At 59.6% G+C, this 20,112-nt stretch carries 23 protein-coding genes; 10 read left to right on the plus strand and 13 right to left on the minus strand.

The window, feature by feature from the left end; all coding sequences use genetic code 11:
- Positions 1-50: 50 nt before the first annotated feature.
- Positions 51-653: a DsbA family protein gene (locus ACR0K9_RS05885; protein WP_480530411.1), complete on the plus strand. Its 603-nt coding sequence runs from the start codon at positions 51-53 to the stop codon at positions 651-653.
- Positions 654-736: 83 nt separating this feature from the next.
- Here ACR0K9_RS05885 and ACR0K9_RS05890 read toward each other — a convergent pair whose 3' ends face one another.
- From ACR0K9_RS05890 to ACR0K9_RS05920, 7 genes are all read right to left on the minus strand, one after another.
- Complete coding sequence (locus tag ACR0K9_RS05890; protein ID WP_480530409.1) at positions 737-1,771, minus strand: threonine aldolase family protein; 1,035 nt, start codon at positions 1,769-1,771, stop codon at positions 737-739.
- Entirely contained in the window at positions 1,771-2,244 is a 474-nt protein-coding gene (locus ACR0K9_RS05895; RefSeq protein WP_480821514.1) for a YcgN family cysteine cluster protein, read from the minus strand. The genes ACR0K9_RS05890 and ACR0K9_RS05895 overlap by 1 nt, the downstream gene beginning before the upstream one ends.
- Positions 2,241-3,173: a bifunctional riboflavin kinase/FAD synthetase gene (locus ACR0K9_RS05900; RefSeq protein WP_480821516.1), complete on the minus strand. Its 933-nt coding sequence runs from the start codon at positions 3,171-3,173 to the stop codon at positions 2,241-2,243. The genes ACR0K9_RS05895 and ACR0K9_RS05900 overlap by 4 nt, the downstream gene beginning before the upstream one ends.
- A gap of 60 nt (positions 3,174-3,233) precedes the next feature.
- Complete coding sequence (locus ACR0K9_RS05905; RefSeq protein WP_480530403.1) at positions 3,234-3,677, minus strand: MaoC family dehydratase; 444 nt, start codon at positions 3,675-3,677, stop codon at positions 3,234-3,236.
- A gap of 100 nt (positions 3,678-3,777) precedes the next feature.
- A complete protein-coding gene (locus ACR0K9_RS05910; RefSeq protein WP_480821518.1) occupies positions 3,778-4,653 on the minus strand; it encodes a TIGR01459 family HAD-type hydrolase in 876 nt (291 codons plus the stop codon).
- A 228-nt stretch (positions 4,654-4,881) separates the two neighbouring features.
- Complete coding sequence (locus ACR0K9_RS05915) at positions 4,882-5,802, minus strand: manganese-dependent inorganic pyrophosphatase (RefSeq protein ID WP_480821520.1); 921 nt, start codon at positions 5,800-5,802, stop codon at positions 4,882-4,884.
- Positions 5,803-5,900: 98 nt separating this feature from the next.
- On the minus strand, positions 5,901-6,881 hold the full coding sequence (locus ACR0K9_RS05920; protein WP_480821522.1) for a TraB/GumN family protein: 981 nt from the start codon (positions 6,879-6,881) through the stop codon (positions 5,901-5,903).
- A gap of 114 nt (positions 6,882-6,995) precedes the next feature.
- Here ACR0K9_RS05920 and ACR0K9_RS05925 point away from each other — a divergent pair, with 114 nt between their 5' ends.
- From ACR0K9_RS05925 to ACR0K9_RS05950, 6 genes are all read left to right on the plus strand, one after another.
- The gene (locus ACR0K9_RS05925) at positions 6,996-7,670 is read left to right on the plus strand and encodes a DUF2161 domain-containing phosphodiesterase (protein WP_480821524.1); all 675 of its coding nucleotides are present in this window, start codon (positions 6,996-6,998) and stop codon (positions 7,668-7,670) included.
- A gap of 152 nt (positions 7,671-7,822) precedes the next feature.
- Positions 7,823-8,110, plus strand: coding sequence for a co-chaperone GroES (groES, locus tag ACR0K9_RS05930; RefSeq protein ID WP_010441779.1), 288 nt, complete (start codon positions 7,823-7,825; stop codon positions 8,108-8,110).
- A 53-nt stretch (positions 8,111-8,163) separates the two neighbouring features.
- Positions 8,164-9,804: a chaperonin GroEL gene (gene groL / locus ACR0K9_RS05935; protein WP_480821526.1), complete on the plus strand. Its 1,641-nt coding sequence runs from the start codon at positions 8,164-8,166 to the stop codon at positions 9,802-9,804.
- A 178-nt stretch (positions 9,805-9,982) separates the two neighbouring features.
- Positions 9,983-10,825 (plus strand): DMT family transporter, encoded by an 843-nt coding sequence (locus ACR0K9_RS05940; RefSeq protein ID WP_480821528.1) that lies wholly within the window; start codon positions 9,983-9,985, stop codon positions 10,823-10,825.
- A 39-nt stretch (positions 10,826-10,864) separates the two neighbouring features.
- Entirely contained in the window at positions 10,865-11,638 is a 774-nt protein-coding gene (locus tag ACR0K9_RS05945) for an alpha/beta fold hydrolase (RefSeq protein ID WP_480821530.1), read from the plus strand.
- Complete coding sequence (locus ACR0K9_RS05950; protein ID WP_480821532.1) at positions 11,635-12,786, plus strand: alpha-D-ribose 1-methylphosphonate 5-triphosphate diphosphatase; 1,152 nt, start codon at positions 11,635-11,637, stop codon at positions 12,784-12,786. The genes ACR0K9_RS05945 and ACR0K9_RS05950 overlap by 4 nt, the downstream gene beginning before the upstream one ends.
- 59 nt (positions 12,787-12,845) lie before the next feature.
- On the opposite strand, the gene ACR0K9_RS05955 is transcribed toward ACR0K9_RS05950, so the two are convergent.
- The 4 genes from ACR0K9_RS05955 to ACR0K9_RS05970 form a co-directional block, all read right to left on the minus strand.
- Positions 12,846-13,913 carry a 5-(carboxyamino)imidazole ribonucleotide synthase gene (locus tag ACR0K9_RS05955; RefSeq protein WP_480821534.1) on the minus strand — a complete coding sequence of 356 codons (1,068 nt, stop codon included), beginning with the start codon at positions 13,911-13,913 and terminating at the stop codon, positions 12,846-12,848.
- A 2-nt stretch (positions 13,914-13,915) separates the two neighbouring features.
- Complete coding sequence (locus ACR0K9_RS05960; RefSeq protein ID WP_480821536.1) at positions 13,916-14,671, minus strand: NAD(P)-binding domain-containing protein; 756 nt, start codon at positions 14,669-14,671, stop codon at positions 13,916-13,918.
- Entirely contained in the window at positions 14,668-15,153 is a 486-nt protein-coding gene (gene purE / locus ACR0K9_RS05965) for a 5-(carboxyamino)imidazole ribonucleotide mutase (protein ID WP_480821538.1), read from the minus strand. The genes ACR0K9_RS05960 and purE overlap by 4 nt, the downstream gene beginning before the upstream one ends.
- A 76-nt stretch (positions 15,154-15,229) precedes the next feature.
- Positions 15,230-15,454, minus strand: a complete 225-nt coding sequence (locus ACR0K9_RS05970) for a YdcH family protein (protein ID WP_010441787.1) — start codon at positions 15,452-15,454, stop codon at positions 15,230-15,232.
- Positions 15,455-15,618: 164 nt separating this feature from the next.
- Between ACR0K9_RS05970 and ACR0K9_RS05975 the strand changes: the two genes are divergently transcribed.
- The 3 genes from ACR0K9_RS05975 (at position 15,619) to ACR0K9_RS05985 (ending at position 17,227) form a co-directional block, all read left to right on the plus strand.
- Positions 15,619-16,032 carry an Hsp20 family protein gene (locus ACR0K9_RS05975; protein WP_058275530.1) on the plus strand — a complete coding sequence of 138 codons (414 nt, stop codon included), beginning with the start codon at positions 15,619-15,621 and terminating at the stop codon, positions 16,030-16,032.
- A gap of 5 nt (positions 16,033-16,037) precedes the next feature.
- Positions 16,038-16,262: a DUF1150 family protein gene (locus tag ACR0K9_RS05980; protein WP_480530379.1), complete on the plus strand. Its 225-nt coding sequence runs from the start codon at positions 16,038-16,040 to the stop codon at positions 16,260-16,262.
- Between the two features lie 86 nt (positions 16,263-16,348).
- Complete coding sequence (locus ACR0K9_RS05985) at positions 16,349-17,227, plus strand: PhzF family phenazine biosynthesis protein (RefSeq protein WP_480822073.1); 879 nt, start codon at positions 16,349-16,351, stop codon at positions 17,225-17,227.
- A gap of 9 nt (positions 17,228-17,236) precedes the next feature.
- Here ACR0K9_RS05985 and ACR0K9_RS05990 read toward each other — a convergent pair whose 3' ends face one another.
- Both ACR0K9_RS05990 and ACR0K9_RS05995 read right to left on the minus strand, forming a co-directional pair.
- Complete coding sequence (locus tag ACR0K9_RS05990; RefSeq protein ID WP_480821540.1) at positions 17,237-18,082, minus strand: hypothetical protein; 846 nt, start codon at positions 18,080-18,082, stop codon at positions 17,237-17,239.
- Between the two features lie 132 nt (positions 18,083-18,214).
- Positions 18,215-19,933, minus strand: coding sequence for a bifunctional sulfate adenylyltransferase/adenylylsulfate kinase (locus tag ACR0K9_RS05995; RefSeq protein WP_480821542.1), 1,719 nt, complete (start codon positions 19,931-19,933; stop codon positions 18,215-18,217).
- Positions 19,934-20,112: the final 179 nt, after the last annotated feature.

Genomic DNA, 20,112 nt, shown 5'->3' on the forward strand with positions numbered 1-20,112 from the left:
TTAGCATGGCCTTACCGTCCCGCCTAGATAACGCAGCGGAGAAAGTGCACATGACCCAGATTGACTACTATTTTGCGACAATTTCGCCCTATTCCTATCTGGCGGGCACACGGCTTGAGGAGGTCGCCACCAAACATGGCGCAACGATCAACTACAAACCGCTCGATATCATCGCATTGTTTGGCAGAACCGGGGGCACCCCGCCCAAGGATCGCCATATCTCGCGCATCGAATACCGCGCGCAGGAACTGCTGCGCCAGTCCGGCAATCTTGGCATGGAGTTCAACCTGCAACCGGCGCATTGGCCAACCAACGCAGCGCCGTCCTCTTACGCGATCATCGCGGCGGCACAGGACGGGCAGGGTGATCTGGGTCAACTTTGCCACTCTTTCCTGCGTGCCTGCTGGGCGGAAGAGAAAGACATCGCCGAAGACAGCGTGATCCGAGAATGCCTATCCCAAGCCGGGTTTGACCCGAAGCTGGCCGATACCGGCCTACTGGCCGGTGCAGAAACCTATTCGGCAAACCTGGAGGAAGCTGTGGATCGCGGCGTCTTCGGCGCCCCATTCTACATCACACCGGACGACCAAAGATTCTGGGGCCAGGACCGCCTCGAAGACCTCGACCGCCATCTCGCAACGCTAAAGGGTTAAACCAAACCCGCCTGCTTCATATGGCCCAAAATATCCCGGGGGAGGCGCAGCTTGCTGCGCCGGGGGCAGAGTCCCCCAACCCCCTATAATAATGACAGAAACTGGTCGATCTGATCCGGCGAGGTGGACCAGTCGCATACAAGGCGGCACGCCAGCATTTCGTCCTCATTGGTGCCATCCAGCGTATCGCCCCACAAGTGATACACTGCCCCCGCATCGTGCAATCTGCGATGCAGGCCGCGCGGGAAGCTTGCAAAGATCATGTTGGCCTGCGGTTCATGCAGAAACGCAGCCCCAGCCGCCCGCAACCCATTCGCAAGACGCGCGCAGTTGGCGTTCGCCTGACGCGCCGAGCGCAGCCACAGATCATCCCGCAGATAAGCGGCCATCTGCGCCGACAGGTAACGGTGTTTGGAAAACAGATGCGCCCCGCGCTTACGGCGCAGCTCGAATTCCCAGGCTTTGCTTTCGTCGAAGAACACCACGGCCTCGACCCCCATCAACCCGTTCTTGGTGCCGCCAAAGCTGACCGCATCCACACCGGCTTTCCATGTCATCTCGGCCGGGGAACAGTTCAGCGCGACCAGAGCATTGGTGAACCGGGCGCCATCCATATGAACAGGAAGGCCATAGCCCTTGGCGACACCACACAGCGCATCCAGTTCTTCCAGCGAATAGACCGACCCGCGCTCGGTCACCTGAGTGATCGAAACTGGCCCGCGCTGTGGCCCATGCACGCCACGGGTTTCTTCACCTTCGATGGATTGCCGCAAAGCCTCGGGCGTCATCTTGTCGCCGCCGGGCACGAGGGTCAGCTTGGCGCCGCTGTAAAACTCGGGCGCATTGCATTCGTCTTCGTGGATATGCGCCACAGGCGAACAGAACACCGTCTGCCACGGCTGCGAAAGCGTGGCCAGAGCCAATGAATTCGCCGCTGTTCCCGTCGCCACCAGATACACCGCCGCACCGGGGGCCTCGAAGATACCCCGGATGCGGTCGCGCACCTCATTCATCAGCACATCAGCGCCATAGGCCATCTGATAGCCCTGATTGGCCTCGGTCAACGCGGCCAGAACCTCCGGGTGAACAGGCCCGGAATTGTCAGAGGCAAAATGCATCAGCTCGGCTCCTCAATGATGTAATCTTCCCACTCTTCCAAGGGGGTTTCGAATTCGGACACGGTACGTCCCTGCACGGATACGCCTGCGGCATGAACGCTATCGGGCGTACCAGACAGCAACGGGTGCCAGCCGAAAAGAGGTTTGCCTTCCCACAGCAGCCGATAGGCGCAGGTCTGAGGCAACCAATAGGCGTGGCTGTCGATGTTATCGGGGCGCATCACGATACATTCGGGCACGAACTGATGCCGAATGTCGTACTGCGTGCAGCGGCAGGATTCGTCATCCAGCAGACGGCAGGCAACGCAGGTCAGGGCGACCTCACCCGTATCTTCGTCCTCAAGCTTGTTGAGGCAGCATTTACCGCAACCGTCGCACAGCGCTTCCCACTCGCGCGGGTTCATCTTCTGCAGCGGCTTGCGTTCCCAGAAACGCGGGGTCAGCCCGTTTCGATCGATAGGGTCTTTGGTCATTGAGCGGCCAGAATCTCTCGGGCGCGGGCGCAATCGTCGTTCATCTGAGCGATCAGCCCGTCAAGGCCATCGAACGTCATCTCGGGACGCAGATAATCCACCAACCCGACCGAGAGGGTTGCGCCATAAAGATCGCCCGAAAAATCAAACAGGAAAGTTTCGATATTGGGAACTTCCCCATGGAACATTGGACGCGTCCCCACTGATGCAGCACCGCGATAGCTGCCCTGATGCGGGCCATCCAGAACATCGACCAACACCGCATAGACCCCGAACCTTGGCGGGTGCAGCCCTTCGATCGACATATTGGCGGTTGGGAAGCCCAGTTCGCGACCGCGTTGTTCACCTCCGACAACTTCGCCTTCGATGCGATGCCAATGACCCAGCATTGCAGCGGCATCCCGAGGGCGGCCTTCGGTCAAGGCTGTCCGGATCGCGGTGGATGAGACCACATTCTCTGACCGCTCCATCAAGGGGGCAATCGTGACGCCAAATCCCATCTCATCGCCGAACCGCTGCAGGTCCTGCGGCGTACCACTGCGCCCTTTGCCAAAGCAGAAATCAGCACCGACGACCACATGCGCCAGCGCCAGCCCGTCGCAGATTACATTGCGCGCAAACTCTTCCGGTGTCAGCCCGGCCAGGGCCGCGTTGAACGGCAACTCATACAGCTTCCGTACCCCCAGCTTCTGCAGCCGGTGCGCGCGCGCGTTACCCCGCATCAGGCGAAAGGGTGGGGCGTCCGGTGCGAAATATTCACGCGGATGCGGTTCGAACGTCATGACGCCCAGCGGAGCCTCGGGTTCAGCACTGCGTGCCAATTCAATGACGGATTGGTGTCCAAGATGGACCCCGTCAAAGTTCCCAATCGCGACACTGGCGCCACGGTCTTCTGGCTCGACAAACTGAAAGTCACGTATGATCTGCATGAAGAGTGCCTAGCGGGACTGCCCGGCAGGTTCAAGCGGCAGATCGGAGTCGGATGTGGATCAGTCGAACTTCCGGCTTGGGGCAAGCACCATCGCTTCACCCACCAGCACCTTCTTGCCATCGACCGCGCAATGGCAATCCAGTTTCACACGGCGCTTGGCAAAATCGATGTCGGTCACCTTGACTTCGGCATAGACCATGTCTCCGGGGCGTACCGGGGCGAGGAATTTCAGCGATTGCCCCATGTAGACGGTGCCATGGCCGGGCAGTTGCTCACCAATCACGGCAGAGATCAGGCCAGCGGTCAGCATGCCATGCGCAATGCGCCCCTCGAAGATCGTGTCGCGGGCATAGTCGTCGTCCAGATGCACCGGATTGCGATCCGTCGACACCTGGGCAAACATCTCGATATCCTCGTCCGTCACCACTTTGCGCAGGTGCCGGGTCATGCCCATTTCGATGTCTTCGATACAAATCGTTCCGCGCGGAAGGTTATCCAACATGCTGCCCTCGTTCGAATCGCTTGGGCAACAAAAGATCATCTAAAGCAGCCCTGTGGCAACTTTATTACTTCGCAACTGCAGAAAATCAAGCTTTTTCTGATCAGCGCAAGCGGCCAATCGAGAAGGTTGGGCTGATATTTTCTTTTTCGTTATGCGATCTTAGGGCATCTTCATCCGGGTGGTGCGACGTTTTGGTCTCTGCCGCTGCCAATCCGCCAGTGATGAACAGCGTATCTATACCTTCACCCATCCCGCCTGCGATATCGGTTTGAGGCCCATCGCCGATGGCCAGAATCTCGGAATCGCCGATGTCGACGCCAAGTTCGATCAGTCTGCGGCGCGCCAGATCATAGATCGGGGGGTGGGGTTTTCCGAAATAAAGGCTCTCGCCCCCCATCTCGGTATAAAGCTGCGCCAATGCGCCCGCACACCATTCACGTACCTCGCCCCGGTCAACGACGATATCGGGATTGGCGCAGAGCAATTTCATGCCCTTTTGCTTGGCAAAGAGGAAATCGGGCCGATTTACCGCCGGATCGGCCATCGTATCAAATGGGCCGCAGCATACGATGCCTTCGGCTTCATCCAGAGGGACCCGTTCAATATGAATAGGGTGGTCCAGAATTTTTAGCGGCTCGAAAAATCCGGCATCCCGGTCCCATTCTCCCATGAAATAGACCTTTTCCCCGACCGCGCCGCGATACATCGCCGAGCGGGCCGAGTCTCCGCTGGTCGCAATCGTGTCATAGGCGTCTCGTGGAACATTGAATTGCGACAGTTGCTCACCCACCCCTGCGCGCGGCTTGGGAGAGTTCGTGACCAACACCACAACACCACCCTTCTGCCGATAGGCCTGCAAAGCTGCCACCGCCTCGGGATAGGCGGTGATGCCATTGTGTACGCACCCCCACAAATCGACGAACAGGGCCTTGTAGCGGTCAGAGATTTCGGCAAGGGAAGAGATGATTTGGGTCATGGGCCCCTCATGTGACAGGGATGGCGAGTTACCCAAGCCTATGGCAGAGCTGGCCTTGAATGGCCAGAGGGGGCGCTGCCCCCGCCGCCCTTCGGGCGACTCCCCCGAGATATTTAGAGCCAGATGAAGTTGGGAGCCCCTGCTTCATCTGGCTCTAAATATCCCGGAGCGCGAGGCAGAGCCTCGCAAAGAGAAAGGCGCCCGCTTGGGGCGCCTTAAGGGTATGGATCAAACCTTGAGGTTTGGGATGATCTGCTTTTTCCGGCTCATGATGCCGGGCAGGACCACCGAGTCTCCGTCGACCGATGCGCCAAAGCTCTTTTCAGCGACGCCTTTTACCAGATCGTTGGGAACCAGCAGCGTGGCCTCTTCATTCAAAATGTCGACGACGAAGAGAAGAACCTGATCGACACCGTCTTCTCCGGCTACGTCTACCATCGAGGCTGCGAGGCTGTCCTTGCGATCCAGAACGACACCCGGGGCAGTGGTTTCAAGCACAGAGACACGGAACTTGGTGCCGTCGACCTCGTATTCCTTACTGTCCATGCGGATCAGTTCCGCGTCCGAGAACGACGAGACATCCGATTTCGCCGCGAACATGTCGGCGGCATAGGCCGAGACGTCGAGACCCAGATCGGCGGCCAGTTTCTCGGCCACAGCGCGGTCGTGCGGGGTGGTGGTGGGCGAGCGGAATTCGAGCGTATCCGACAGGATGCAGGTCAGCGCCGCGCCTTTGACAGCGTCGGGCATTTTGGCGGCATCGTCACCGATCAGGTCGATCATGATGGTCGCTGTACAGGCCAGCGGGCGCACGGTGATGTCGATCGGGCCCTTGGTTTCCAGTCCGCCAACCAGCTTGTGGTGGTCGATAATGGCGCGGATGTCGGCGCCGTTGATGCTGGCGGGCAGTTCGGCCGGGTTGTTGGTGTCCACGATTACGACCGGAGCACCCTCGGCCACGTCCTCGATGATCTGCGGCTTGGGCAGGTCCCAGCGCTGCAGCATGAAGTTGGCTTCGGTGTTGGGTTCCCCCAACAGCACGGCCTCGGCCTTTTCGCCTTTGACTTCGTTCAGGTACCAGGCCCACAGGATGGGCGAGCCGGTTGAATCGGTATCGGGGGATTTGTGGCCAAAAACTTGGATTGTCATGTCAGCGTCCTGAGGAATGTGGATTTGCGCGCCTTATAGGGCGGTGTTTGTGGCTTGTCACCCGCAAGCGGGCCTGCTGCGACCCTTGGTCTGAAATATCAAAACGGCGCACGTTCCAATGTGTATCCGGCTTCCTGTAGCTGGTTCAGCAAGCCGTAGTGATTGTTCAGATGGCCAGCCCCGACGGCAATGACGGCCGTCTGATCTTTCAATTCCAGAATCTTCTGCATCCAGTTGGCGTTGCGCTGCACCAGAAGCTGGTCTTCGAAGCTTTCCCATTCGGCATCGAATTCTTCGCGCGACAGTCCCGAGGCTTCAAGCCCTTCAAGCTTGGCAAACTCGATGACCCATGCGTGCTGCTCTTCGAAATAGGCATTGGCCATTGTGATCATCTGATCATCTCCGGCCTGCAGCGCACCAGCGAGCCGGGAGAGTGAGGCAACCTGTTCTTCCAGTGAGTGGCTGTCGAACATGGCAATCAAGTCTTCAATCCGCTCCAGCGAGTATTGCGGGATGCCGCGCGCTTCGGCCAGTTCTGTCAGGCGGGTGTCCATTCCGCGATCAAAATCCGGTGTGGACATTAGGCAGGGCGGAACGCCCAGCATCATGCTCAGAAACCAGGGGCGCATCTTGGCGGCCATCCAACTGGGGATGCCGCGCTCGGCCAGGGTGGCGGAGAGAGCGGCCCAGTCTTCTTCGGGCATCAAATCGACTAACGTGGGGCCCGAGGTAATCAGCACCGGGCTGAAATCATTGGCCAGATCCCGCTCGAACGCGTCCATTTCGGATTTGGTGATCTCAAAGTAAAACGCATCTGCGGTGCTGAGGATTGGTGTCAGCCGTTCAACAACCGGCCCCATGCGAGGGTCGTTGGTGTGCAAGGTGCCGATCAGATGCAGCACCGTGTCGCCTTTGCGGGCGATCCAGTGATTGCCATCGGGAAAGGGAATGGTGCTGAGGCTCTGTTCCAGCGCGGCTTTGGTTTCCGGCGCGAGATCGAGCCTCAGATCGCGCCCTTCACAGGCCGCGTGGGCCGTGATTGGCAGCAAGAGGCAAAGGCAGAGGCTGAACAGGCGCATTGAATCTCTTTCTTAAGTCTATCAACGCAAGACTTATCCTTGTGTCTCGTGGAGACGCAATGCGCTTGTACGTTGACGGCTGGCAATCCGCGCGAAACTGCATAGCATGGCGGCATGAAGCGCGAGCAGGATCTTTATCCCCCAATCAAAGCGATGCTGGAACGGCAGGGTTATGCCGTGAAAGGAGAGGTGGGCGCTGCGGATATCGTCGCGGTGCGCGATGGCGAGGAGCCTGTGATCGTCGAACTCAAGCTGCGGTTCAGCCTTGCGCTGTTCCATCAGGCGGTTGCCCGGCTGAAATTGACAGATCAGGTGTATATGGGGGTCTGCAAGCCGACCGGGCGCAGCGCGCGTCGGGCTTTGAAGGACAATCTTGCGCTTTGTCGGCGTCTGGGGCTGGGGCTGATCACCGTGCGCGCGGATGGTGCGGTCGAAATTCAATGTGACCCGGGCCCCTACGCGCCGCGCAAGAACAAGGTCAAGGTGGCACGTCTGCTGCGCGAATTCGATCGGCTGCAGGGCGATCCGAATGCGGGTGGGGCCACGCGACATGGGATCGTCACGGCCTATCGTCAGGATGCGCTGAAATGTGCCGCGCATCTGGCGGAAAACGGTGCCACGAAGGGGGCTGAGGTCGCGAAGGCGACCGGAGTGCCCTCGGCCACTCGTCTGATGCGGGAAAACCATTATGGCTGGTTCGGCAAGGTCGAGAAAGGCGTCTATTGCCTGTCCAAGGCCGGGCAAGAGGGTTTGAAACACTGGGCCTATAGCTGGGATCAGCCCGATTGAGTGTGCGAGTTAAAAAATCCATCACAGCTTGTTGACTCGGGGTTTTGAACTCCCTAGCTATGCGTCGTTATCACTCGGGTGACCTGAGTGCTAATGCCTCGTCACAGGGCGGGGGAAGGATAAACAAACTTTGAGCCCAAGGAGCTGCAAAGATGGCATTGAAACCGCTTCATGACCGTGTGCTGGTCCGTCGCGTAGAAAGCGAAGAGAAAACCGCAGGCGGCCTGATCATTCCCGACAGCGCAAAAGAAAAGCCCAGCGAAGGCGAAGTCGTCGCAACCGGCGAAGGCGCGCGCAAGGACAGCGGCGAGCTGATCGCGATGGCTGTAAAAGCTGGCGACAAGATCCTGTTCGGCAAATGGTCGGGCACCGAGGTCCAGGTCAACGGCGAAGAGCTGCTGATGATGAAAGAAAGCGACATCATGGGGATCATCGAGTAAGCGCCTGCTTTCTCTGATCTTCATTCCAATACATTTTCTCAAGGAGAAACGACATGGCTGCAAAGGACGTCAAGTTCGACACCGATGCCCGTAACCGCATGCTGGCAGGTGTGAACATCCTGGCCGATGCTGTTAAAGTGACCCTGGGCCCCAAAGGCCGCAACGTGGTTCTGGACAAATCCTTCGGCGCGCCGCGCATCACCAAAGACGGTGTTTCGGTTGCCAAGGAAATCGAACTGGAAGACAAGTTCGAAAACATGGGCGCGCAGATGGTGAAAGAAGTCGCCAGCCGCACCAATGACGAAGCCGGCGACGGCACTACCACCGCAACCGTTCTGGCTCAGGCCATCGTTCGCGAAGGCCTGAAGCAGGTTGCAGCGGGCCTGAACCCGATGGACCTGAAGCGCGGCATCGACCTGGCAACCGCTAAGGTTGTTGAAGGCATCAAGTCGGCTTCGCGCGAAGTCAAAGACTCGGCAGAAGTTGCTCAGGTCGGCACCATCTCGGCCAACGGCGAAGCCGAGATTGGCCAGCAGATCGCAGACGCGATGCAGAAGGTTGGCAACGAAGGCGTTATCACCGTCGAAGAAAACAAAGGTCTGGAAACCGAGACCGATGTTGTCGAAGGTATGCAGTTCGACCGTGGCTACCTGTCGCCTTACTTCGTGACCAACGCAGACAAGATGATCGCAGAACTCGACGACTGCATGATCCTGCTGCACGAAAAGAAACTGTCCTCGCTGCAGCCGATGGTTCCGCTGCTCGAGCAGGTGATCCAGTCGCAAAAGCCGCTGCTGATCATCGCGGAAGACGTTGAAGGCGAAGCGCTGGCGACCCTCGTGGTCAACAAACTGCGCGGCGGCCTGAAAATTGCTGCTGTCAAAGCACCGGGCTTCGGCGATCGCCGCAAAGCCATGCTGCAGGACATCGCAATCCTGACCGGCGGTCAGGTCATCAGCGAAGATCTGGGCATGAAGCTCGAGTCCGTCACCATGGACATGCTGGGCACCGCCAAGAAAATCGAAATCACCAAAGATGAAACCACCATCGTCGACGGTGCTGGCGAGAAAGCCGAGATCGAAGCACGTGTTGCTCAGATCCGTACCCAGATCGAAGAAACCTCGTCGGATTACGACCGTGAGAAGCTGCAAGAGCGCGTTGCCAAACTGGCAGGCGGTGTTGCCGTGATCCGCGTCGGCGGCATGACCGAAGTTGAAGTGAAAGAGCGTAAGGACCGTGTGGACGATGCTCTGAACGCAACACGCGCTGCTGTTCAGGAAGGCGTTGTTGTGGGCGGCGGTGTTGCTCTGGTTCAGGCCGGTAAAGCACTGGAATCGCTGGAAGGTGCAAACGCTGACCAGAACGCCGGTATTAACATCGTTCGCAAAGCTATCGAAGCGCCGCTGCGCCAGATCGCCGAGAACGCAGGTGTTGACGGCGCGGTTGTTGCGGGCAAGGTCCGTGAATCCGCTGACGCAGCATTCGGCTTCAACGCACAGACCGAAGAATATGGCGACATGTTCTCGTTCGGCGTCATCGACCCGGCCAAAGTTGTCCGTACTGCTCTGGAAGACGCGGCATCGGTTGCTGGTCTGCTGGTCACCACCGAAGCGATGGTTGCTGACAAGCCGCAGAAAGACGCACCTGCCGCAGGCGGCATGCCCGACATGGGCGGCATGGGCGGCATGATGTAAGCTGCTCGAGCCCGTGTGCTTATCGACGGGGTCGCCTTCGGGCGGCCCCGTTTCGTTTTGAATGCCGGATTTACGGACACGCCTCTGGTAGAATTATTTTTGAATAGAGGAAACTCGGGCATTACAGCATTCGGGAATGTGAGTGTGCAAGTGGCCGGGGAATCGTTATGCCGTTGATATGCGACTGTTTCTGCTAACTGCCTTGACCATGTGCGCCTTTGCGGCGAATTCGATCCTGAACCGGCTGGCGGTCGACAGCGGTGCCGGTGATCCCGCAGGGTTCGCTGTGGTTCGGGTGTTGTCTGGTGCCGCGGTGCTGGCTGCATTGGTGTGGCTCAGAGGCGGCTCGATCCCGATCCTTAGTCGCCGGCGATTGGCTGGGGCAGGGTCGCTGTCGCTGTATATGATCGGGTTTTCAGTCGCGTATTTGACGCTTGATGCAGGGTTGGGGGCGCTGATCCTGTTCGGCGTGGTTCAGATCACCATGTTCACGATCGGGACCGTTTCCGGTGCGGCACCCACAAACCGGCAGGTTTTGGGGGCGGTCATTGCGCTGGGTGGGTTGGCCTATGTGCTTTGGCCCGCTGGTGCCGTACGGGTCGATCCTTTGGGCGCTGGCCTGATGGCCGCTGCCGGGATCGGCTGGGCGATTTACACGATCATCGGGCGATCCGAACCGGATGCTTTGTCCGGAACGGCAGCCAACTTCGTGGTGGCGCTGCCGATCACCGGGGTGTCTCTGCTTGTTTTGGGGGGTGGGTGGCACATGACGGCAGTGGGCTATGGTCTTGCTGCGCTGTCGGGTGGCGTGACCTCTGGCATGGGCTACGCGCTGTGGTACCGCGTGTTGCCGCAACTGGCCCCCGCAGTGGCCGCCATCGTGCAACTGAGCGTTCCCATCATCGCCATCGCTGCGGGCGTAGCGTTGTTGGGCGAAGTGGCCAGCTTGCGCTTGGTGCTGGGTGCGGGCCTTGTTCTGGGCGGTATTGCGCTGGCCGTGGTGCGCCTGAACCGGGGCTAGGGGTTCCCTCAACCCGCGATAGCGCTTATCTGGCGGGTCATGAAGTTTCTGATTGCCCTCCTGCTATGCCTCGTACCCGCCATTGTGCAGGCCAAATGCGTTGTGCTGCTGCACGGTCTGGCGCGTACCGAGGCGTCATTCACGGTGATGGAGCAGCTGTTCAAGGCTCATGACTACACTGTGGTCAGGCCCGGGTACCCGTCGACGGACCTGCCTATTCCCGAACTTGCCAAGCAAACTCTGCCGGATGCTTTTGCGGCCTGTGGGGAAGACACGGTGAACGTGGTGGCGCATTCGATGGGTGGTATCCTGTTGCGCTATTGGCTTCAGGATCACACGCCGGAAAATCTTGGCCGCGTGGTGATGCTCGGGCCGCCCAATCAGGGCAGTCAGCTGGTGGATGAGCTTGGGGCCTGGGAAGTTTTCGGGCTGTTAAATGGCCCGGCCGGGCTGGCCCTGGGAACCGGCCCCGAAGGGATTCCGCGCCGCCTGCCACCGGTGAATTTCGATCTTGGGGTAATTGCCGGTGAAAACTCTCTGAACCCGGTGTTTTCGTCCCTGATTGACGGCCGGGACGACGGCAAGGTTTCGATCGAGACCACAAAGGTTGAAGGCATGGCCGATCATATCGTTTTGCCGGTGACCCATACTTTCATGATGAACAACCCGCAGGTCATGGCGCAGTCTCTTCACTTTATCGAATTCGGACAATTCGACCCCGAGATCACGTGGCTCGACGGGGTCGAGGACATCATTGATCAGATCTGTATCGGGCAGGATTGCTCGGAACCCGACTCGGAGACCACCCGATGACTTCATTGGAACTGACGTTCACCGGGACAGAGGTCTTGTTGCCGGGCGCAGGATTGTCACGTGCTGATCTGGCGATTGCAGATGGCGTTGTACAAGGTGGCGGGGCAGGGCGACGGATCGACCTGTCTGGATATCTTGTGTTGCCGGGTATCATCGATCTGCACGGTGACGGATTCGAACGGCATATTGCCCCGCGGCGCGGCGCGATGAAGCAGATGAACGAAGGCATCCTTGCAGCCGAGGCAGAGCTTGCTGCCAACGGGATAACAACCGCCGTGATGGCGCAGTTTTACAGCTGGGAAGGCGGGGTGCGTGGACCTGAATTTGCAGCGCAGGTCTTTGCGGCAATCGCGTCGGTGAACGGGAATGCCGTTACCGAGCTGATCCCTCAGCTTCGGTTCGAAACACACATGCTGGACGATTACGAAAATCTGCCCACTCGGATCGCGGAATGGCGCGTTCCTTACGTGGTCTTCAATGACCACCTCCCGCATGACCGGCTGGCGCAGGGGCGCACTCCGCCGCGTTTGACGGGGCAGGCGTTGAAAGCGGGGCGCAGCCCCGAGATACATCTGGAAATGCTGCAATCCATGCACAGGCGCGGGCCGGAAGTGCCTGCTGCGCTGGACAGCATATGCGCCACTCTTTCTGAACGTGGTATTCGCATGGGCAGCCATGACGATGCCACAACGCAAGACCGACTTGGTTGGCGCGCGCGCGGAGTTGGTATTGCCGAGTTCCCGGAAACGCTCGAGGCCGCCGAGGCGGCTCGTGCGGGCGGTGACCATATCATACTGGGGTCACCCAATGTCGTGCGCGGAGGGTCCCATAAGGGCAATGCCAGCGCGTTGGATCTGATTGCCATGGGGCTGTGCGATGCGCTGGCCTCGGATTATCACTACCCAAGTCCGCGCCGTGCCGCGCTGATGCTGGCCAAATCCGGCCTGCTGGATATTGAGAGCGCTTGGGGGCTGGTATCGTCCGGCCCGGCGCGGGTGATGGGATTAACGGATCGAGGCACGCTGGAGCCCGGAAAACGCGCCGATCTGGTCATTTTGGAGGCAGAAACCCATCGCGTCGCCGCCACCATGACGAACGGGCGCGTCAGCCATATGGCCGGCGATATCGCCGCTCGCTTCATCGGCTAAGCGACCCCAGCGCAAAAAATACTTCTGCCGGAGGCATCGCGCAGAATGCGCGATTACCATCAGCGCATCACCCGGTTGAAATGACCCATCTTCCGGCCCGCCTTCACCTCGGCTTTGCCATAAAGATGCAGCGCCACATCGCGCTCGCGTGCCAGATCGGGCACGCGGTCCATATCGTGTCCGATCAGGTTTTCCATCACCACGTCAGAATGGCGCTGGCCATCACCCAGAGGCCAGCCCGCGACAGCGCGAATATGTTGCTCGAACTGGCCCACGGCGCAACCATTCTGCGTCCAGTGGCCCGAGTTATGCACCCGTGGTGCGATTTCGTTGACGATCAGACCTTGCGGCGTCACGAACAGCTCAACCCCCATCACGCCCACATAATCCAGCGCATTCAGAATATTGGCCGCCAGCAAGACTGCATCCGTCCGCTGGGCCGGAGACAGGCGCGCCGGAACCGTGGTTGTGTGCAGGATGCCGTCGCGATGGACATTCTCACCCGGATCGAAGCAGGCAACCTGACCGTCCAGACCACGCGCCGCGATGACCGAGACCTCATGGCTGAAGTCGACGAACCCTTCCAGTATGGACGGCGCACCGGCCATGTCGGCCAAGGCCGTCTCGGCGCCTTCGGGCGCGCGCAGCCGGGCCTGACCCTTGCCGTCATAGCCAAAGCGACGGGTTTTCAGGATGGCGGGGGTGCCGATCTCATCAATCGCGCCGCGCAGACTGTTCAGATCGGTAATGTCGGCGAAGGGTGCGGTTTTCAACCCCAGCCCTTGCAGAAACGTCTTTTCAGTCAGCCGGTCCTGACTGACCCGCAGCGCCTCACGACCGGGGCGGATTGGGCGGTGTGCCTCCAGCAGATCCAGCGCTTCGGTCGGGATGTTTTCGAACTCATAGGTGATCACGTCCGCTGAATCGGCAAAGGCCTTCAGCGCGTCTTCATCGTCATAGGCAGCGGTTGTAACGCGGTCCGCCACCTGACCGGCGGGCGGGTTGGCGCCGGGCTCGAAGATATGGGTCTTGAACCCCAGCCGCGCTGCTGCGACCGACAGCATGCGGCCCAGCTGGCCACCGCCCAAGATCCCGATCGTTGCACCGGGGGTGAGCATATCTGCCATCGTCACGTCTCCAATCGTTTGCCAATCGCGGTCAGAGCGGTGCGCAATGCATCATGCGCCCCCTCGGACTGCAAGGTGTCTGTCATCTGAAGGCTCAGCGTGCCGTCAGTCGCAAGGGCGTCACGCTCGGTCGCCAACTGGCCCGCTTGCCCTTTGTGCATGGTTGCAAGAAAGCCCGACATGAGCTGCGTGGTGTAGAATTCAGCCCCGTCCTTGTCACCGGTCTGATCGGCCAGCCAATCTGCCCCGGTTGCCAACAGGTCCAGAAGTCCCGGCACCATGGCGCAAATGGCGAAATGAGCGTTCAGCGCTGCCTCGTCAGCGACTTTCACAACGGGGTTTTCAGGCGCGAACAGATCAGCCAGCAAGCGGTCGTTGCCATAAGCTGCCAACGGGCATCCGCCAGTTTGCAGGAACCCCAGCGGGATGGTTTGCACGAAATCTGATGCAGGTGCGCAGAGCGTGGCGAGCTGAACCTCGGACACGGCTGCCATTACCGAAACGATCTGCTGATCTGCGCGAAAATTCAGCGGGGCCAGAACGTCTGCCGCAATCTGCGGACGCAGGCAGAGGAACACGATGTCGGACGCGTCAATCACCTCTTGCGGGGTGCGAACGCCGACCCCAAGCTCGGCCTGCAGGGCCGAGGAGACCTGCGCATTGCGCTCGGTGACGTGAAGCTCATGCCCTTTCGCGGCCATCAGCCGCGCGATTGGTGCCGCTATGTGACCCGTGCCGATGATGCCGATGCGGCTCATCTTTCAGGCTCTTCCGGGATCGAGGCGGACAGCACGTCGCGCCAGGCATCCAGCCGATCCGCCAGGGCCGAATCCTGTAGCGCCAGAATGCCCGCCGCCATCAGCCCCGCATTGGCCCCGCCGGCCGAACCGATGGCCATCGTCGCGACGGGAAAGCCCTTGGGCATCTGCACGATGGAATAAAGCGAATCCACACCCGAAAGGGCGCGTGTCTGCACCGGAACACCAATCACCGGCACGCGGGTTTTCGAGGCCATCATGCCGGGCAAATGCGCAGCGCCACCCGCGCCTGCGATGATCACCTGCAGACCCCGTGATACAGCAGTCTTGCCGTAGTCCCACAAGCGGTCCGGCGTACGGTGGGCCGAGACGATGCGCGCCTCATAGGCGATACCCAGTTCATCCAGAATATCGGCGGCCTCTTTCATCGTAGGCCAGTCTGACTGGCTGCCCATGATGATCCCCACTTTCACATCGCTCATCCGCTTACGCCCCTGCCTTCGGAAAGAGCGCGCACTATAGCCAAATCCGCTTATGTGGCAATGCGGTACACACGCCTCAGGCGATGATATCGGGGGTCAGGCGGTCTTCGATCAGGCGGATGATGTCTTTGAGGCGCAGTTTCTGCTTTTTCAGCCGTTTGATCGTCAACTGATCCGAGGTGCCCTTGGCCTGCAACGCCTCGATCGCCTCGTCCAGATCGCGGTGCTGGCGGCGAAAAACCTCTAACTCTACCCGCAGGACTTCATCGGTTTTCATCGAAAGATCGGTGGGCGCGTTCATGGGCGACTCAGTGTTTCAAGTGGTGCTTTTGACACAAGATAGTGTGTCAGGGTTTATCCGGCCAGACCTTGTGGACATCCCTGTATCTTCCCATATTCTATAACACGCGGTTGCCAGAACGGGGCCGCAGAATACGTCGCTTTGACAATGAAGGACGAAACTACGTGTCGAAACTTACCTTAGGCTCATACCCGCATCTTTTGGGGTTCGAGCAGTTGGAACGCCTTCTGGAACGGTCTGCAAAGGCCGGAAACGAAGGGTACCCGCCCTATAACATCGAACAGACCTCGGATTTTTCCTATCGCATCACCCTGGCCGTGGCCGGGTTCGCGGAAGAGGACCTGTCGATTACCATCGAGGATCGCCAGCTGGTGATCCGGGGCCGTCAACGCGACGACAGCGAGGGGCGCATATTCCTGCACCGCGGCATCGCGGCGCGTCAGTTCCAGCGCATGTTTGTGCTGGCCGATGGCGTCGAGGTGGGCGAGGCGATCATGGAAAACGGTCTGCTGCATGTGGACCTGACCCGTGCCGTGCCCGAAACCGTGGTGCAAACGATCAACATTAGGAAGGGGTAAGAGCAATGAATACGCCGATTGAGATCAACACCGAAGGGGATCGGATCGTTTATGTAAAAACGGTCGAAGTGGCCGACCTGCCGCGCGATCTGCGCGAACAGGCGGGCGATCTGGATCAGCTTTATGCAGTCCACGATTCCGACGGGCAGCAACTGGCGCTGGTCGCCGACCGCAAGCTGGCCTTTGTGCTGGCGCGTGAACACGACCTGTCCCCGGTGGCCGTGCACTGATACGCCACAACATTCAGCCAAAATGACGTGACATTTGCTGTCTCTGCAGTAATCGTGCCGCAGACGGCAAAGCAGGAGTGTGCATGATGGGCTGGTATGATTTTGACTGGGTGGACGCCTTCACCGACCGCGCGTTTGGTGGCAACGGATGTGCGGTCGTGCATGGCGGGGCGGAGCTGTCGGATGATGTCTGCATGGCCTATGTGCGCGAGACCTCGTTGGTGGAATGCACCTTCACTGGCCCGTCCGATGTGGCAGACGTCAAGGTGCGCTATTTCCTTGCCAGCCGCGAAATCCCCTTTGCCGGGCACCCAACCATTGCCACCGTCGCCGCGATGCGGTCGCGTGATCTGTTTCAGGGCGATGCGCTGACGCTGGAAACCGGGGCAGGGGTGGTGTCGATCAAGCTGAGCGGCGATGAGATTGAGATGACACAGGTCGCCCCGCAGTTTGGCGATTATGTTCCAATCGATCTGGTCGCCGCCGCCATAAGCCTGCCTGAAGAGGCGATCATCTCACCACCGCAATTTGTTTCAACCGGGCTGCCCTTTTGCATCACGGTCCTGCGCGACCACACGGCGTTACGTGCGGCGAAACTGGACCTGACGGTGCTGGGCAAGATTGCCGAAAAGGCCGGTTTTTCGGGCAACGACATGGCGGAACCGTTTCTTGTCACGCTCGAGGGGGCAACGGCGACGGGCGATACGTTCTCACGCTTGCTGATGGCTCCGCCCAGCCCGCCCGAGGACCCGTTCACCGGATCGGCAACGGGTGCGATGGCGGCCTATCTGTGGAAACATGGCCTGATGAGCAAAGAGACATTTATTGCCGAACAGGGTCACGACATGGGCCGCCCCGGGCAGGCACGAGTGACACGTGTGGGGCCTGCAGATGCGATGACCGGGATCAGGGTCGCCGGGCAGGGCTATGTTCTGATGCGAGGTCAGGTGGATTTACCGGGTTAAGCTGCCGGGTCACGGCTTTGGCTTCATCCAATCCAACTGCTTCATCGGATAATCGGCAGGTTCAATCTCATGCCTTTGGCAAAGCCGGTGCAGATAGGAACCCGGCAGCGGCAGCCCGGCCCTTTGCATGGCCAGCCATTTTTTCTGATGGCCGTAAATGTGAACGGAATGAACGCCGTCCCGCTCGATCTCGTCCAATCGGACCCTTGGGTCGTGCAGCTTCCACAGCTCGTCGACCGCAAGCGGATAGAGGGCCTCGGAAGGCAGGCTGTGTTGGTCTTCGCCGGTTTTCCTGAGGAAATGGCTCAGCGCGCGGGGGCCTGAACAGCCCCATGACAACGCCTCGATCCCCCAGCTTTCCCCGTTTTGAATGCGCGCCTGATTGATCCGGTGCAGCCTAGGTCCCCGCCAGGGCTGGGTGGGGTTTGCCGAAGTGATGAAATCCAGCATCTGATGCAAAGTTTGTGATTCAGGCGGCAGCCGCAGAACCCCGTTTGGGTACGAATCGTCGGTCGGAGCAAAGACATAGGGGGTCGTGAAATCAAAGGGTTTGACGCAATAGGCGTCCAGATCGACCCAGATGAAGCTGGTTTTCTGCAGCATCCGCAGGCGAAATATGTCCGAGAAAACGGCGACCCTCAGCCGGGTGTTTTCCCGCAAATCGAAGGGCGGCGGCCAGAGGATGTCCGAGGCGTGGCGGATATCGACCCCCTCGGGAACACCCTCCACCGGCTCGGTGGTATAGAGAACGAATGTATGCCCGTTGTCGAGAAAGGAACGGATGCACAGCACCTCAAGCCAGGACAAGTCCGATCCGTACCAGAACCCCGCAATTGTAGGCAAAGACTGCCGCATGTTCTGACCAAACCCGACTAGACCGTGACGCAATCTATAGCCGTAATCAGCGGGTTGCAGCAATGCACCTGGCTGTCGGAAATGAAAACAGCCCCCGGATATCCGAGGGCTGCCTTGTCGATTCCCAATGAATTAGTTTCCAGCGATCAGGCCCATGCTTTCGAGCTTGAGCAGCACCTGATGGGCGCAGTTGTCGACCTCGACATTCTCGGTCTCGACGCTGAGTTCGGGGTTCGCTGGCACGTCATACGGGTCTGAGATGCCGGTGAATTCCTTGATCTTGCCCTCTCGCGCCAGCTTATACAAACCTTTGCGGTCACGGCGTTCGCATTCTTCGATGGTGGTGGCCACATGGACCTCGCAGAAGGCACCGAACTGTTCGATCTCTTCGCGCACGGCGCGGCGGGTGGTGGCATAAGGTGCGATTGGCGCGCAGATGGCGATACCGCCATTCTTGGTGATCTCACTGGCCACATAGCCGATGCGGCGGATGTTCAGGTCGCGGTGTTCTTTCGAGAAACCCAGCTCTGACGACAGGTTTTTCCGCACGATGTCCCCATCCAACAGAGTCACCGGACGTCCGCCCATCTCCATCAGCTTGACCATAAGCGCGTTGGCGATGGTGGATTTGCCCGAGCCCGAAAAGCCGGTGAAGAACACGGTGAAACCCTGCTGCGAACGTGGCGGCTTGGTCTTGCGCAGCTCGGCCACAACCTCGGGGAAGCTGAACCATTCCGGGATTTCCAGTCCTTCGGACAGACGGCGGCGCAATTCCGTACCCGAGATGTTCAGGATGGTGACCTTGTCCCTGTCCAGAATCTCGTCATTGGGTTCGTATTGCGCGCGTTCCTGCACATAGACCATGTGTTTGAAATCGACCATCTCGACGCCGATTTCGTCCTGATATTTGCGGAACAGGTCCTGCGCATCATAGGGGCCATAGAAGTCTTCACCGGCCGAGTTCTTGCCCGGGCCCGCGTGATCGCGGCCTACGATGAAATGGGTGCAGCCGTGGTTGGCGCGGATCAACCCGTGCCAGACCGCCTCGCGCGGGCCGGCCATGCGCATGGCCAGGTTCAGCAGTGACATCGAGGTGGTGGATGCGGGGTATTTATCCAGCACTGCCTCATAGCAGCGGACGCGGGTGAAGTGATCCACGTCGCCCGGCTTGGTCATGCCGACGACCGGGTGTATCAGCAGGTTGGCCTGTGCTTCTTTCGCGGCGCGGAAGGTCAGTTCCTGATGGGCGCGGTGCAGCGGGTTACGGGTCTGGAAGGCAACGATACGGCGCCAGCCCAGTTTACGGAAATAGGCCCGCAATTCGTTCGGCGTGTCGCGGCGGCCGCGGAAATCATAGTGGATGGGTTGCTGAATTCCGACCACCGGGCCGCCCAGATAGACCTTGCCAGCCACGTTGTGCAGGTAGTTCACCGCCGGATGCGCATCGTCATCGGCGCCGAAGACCTTCTCGGCCTCGCGCGCCTTGTCTGGGGTCCAGCGGTCGGTGACGGTCATGGTGGCGAGGATGACACCCTCTTGATCGCGCAGAGCGATGTCCTGACCCAGCTCGATTGTGTCGGCGAAATCCTCGCTGACATCCAGCGTGATCGGCATCGGCCAAAGTGTGCCGTCCGCCAGACGCATGTTCTCGACGACGTTGTCGTAGTCGGCTTCGCTCAGGAAGCCCTTCAGCGGGTTGAAGCCGCCGTTCATCAGCAGCTCCAGATCGCAGATCTGACGCGGGCTCAGGTCATGGCTGGTCAGGTCGGAGGCTTCCACCTTCAACTTCTGGGCGGACTCGTAGGAGACATACAATTCGGGGATCGGGGCCAGATTGGCTAGCATCGTCATCGAAAAACTCTTGTCGCAGTGTCGTGTGCTTCTGTTTCAGGGGTATTTGCATGGGCATTTGCCCCGTGCCGTAGAGGAAGTCCAGAGCTTCGCATAAACAAAGGACGATATGAGTGGTTTTTGCCGCGCATGGGAATCTGTTCCGGTTTGCCAGGGTAAATGCGACGGGATTTCCCCGC

This window comes from Ruegeria sp. L12 (assembly GCF_056531745.1).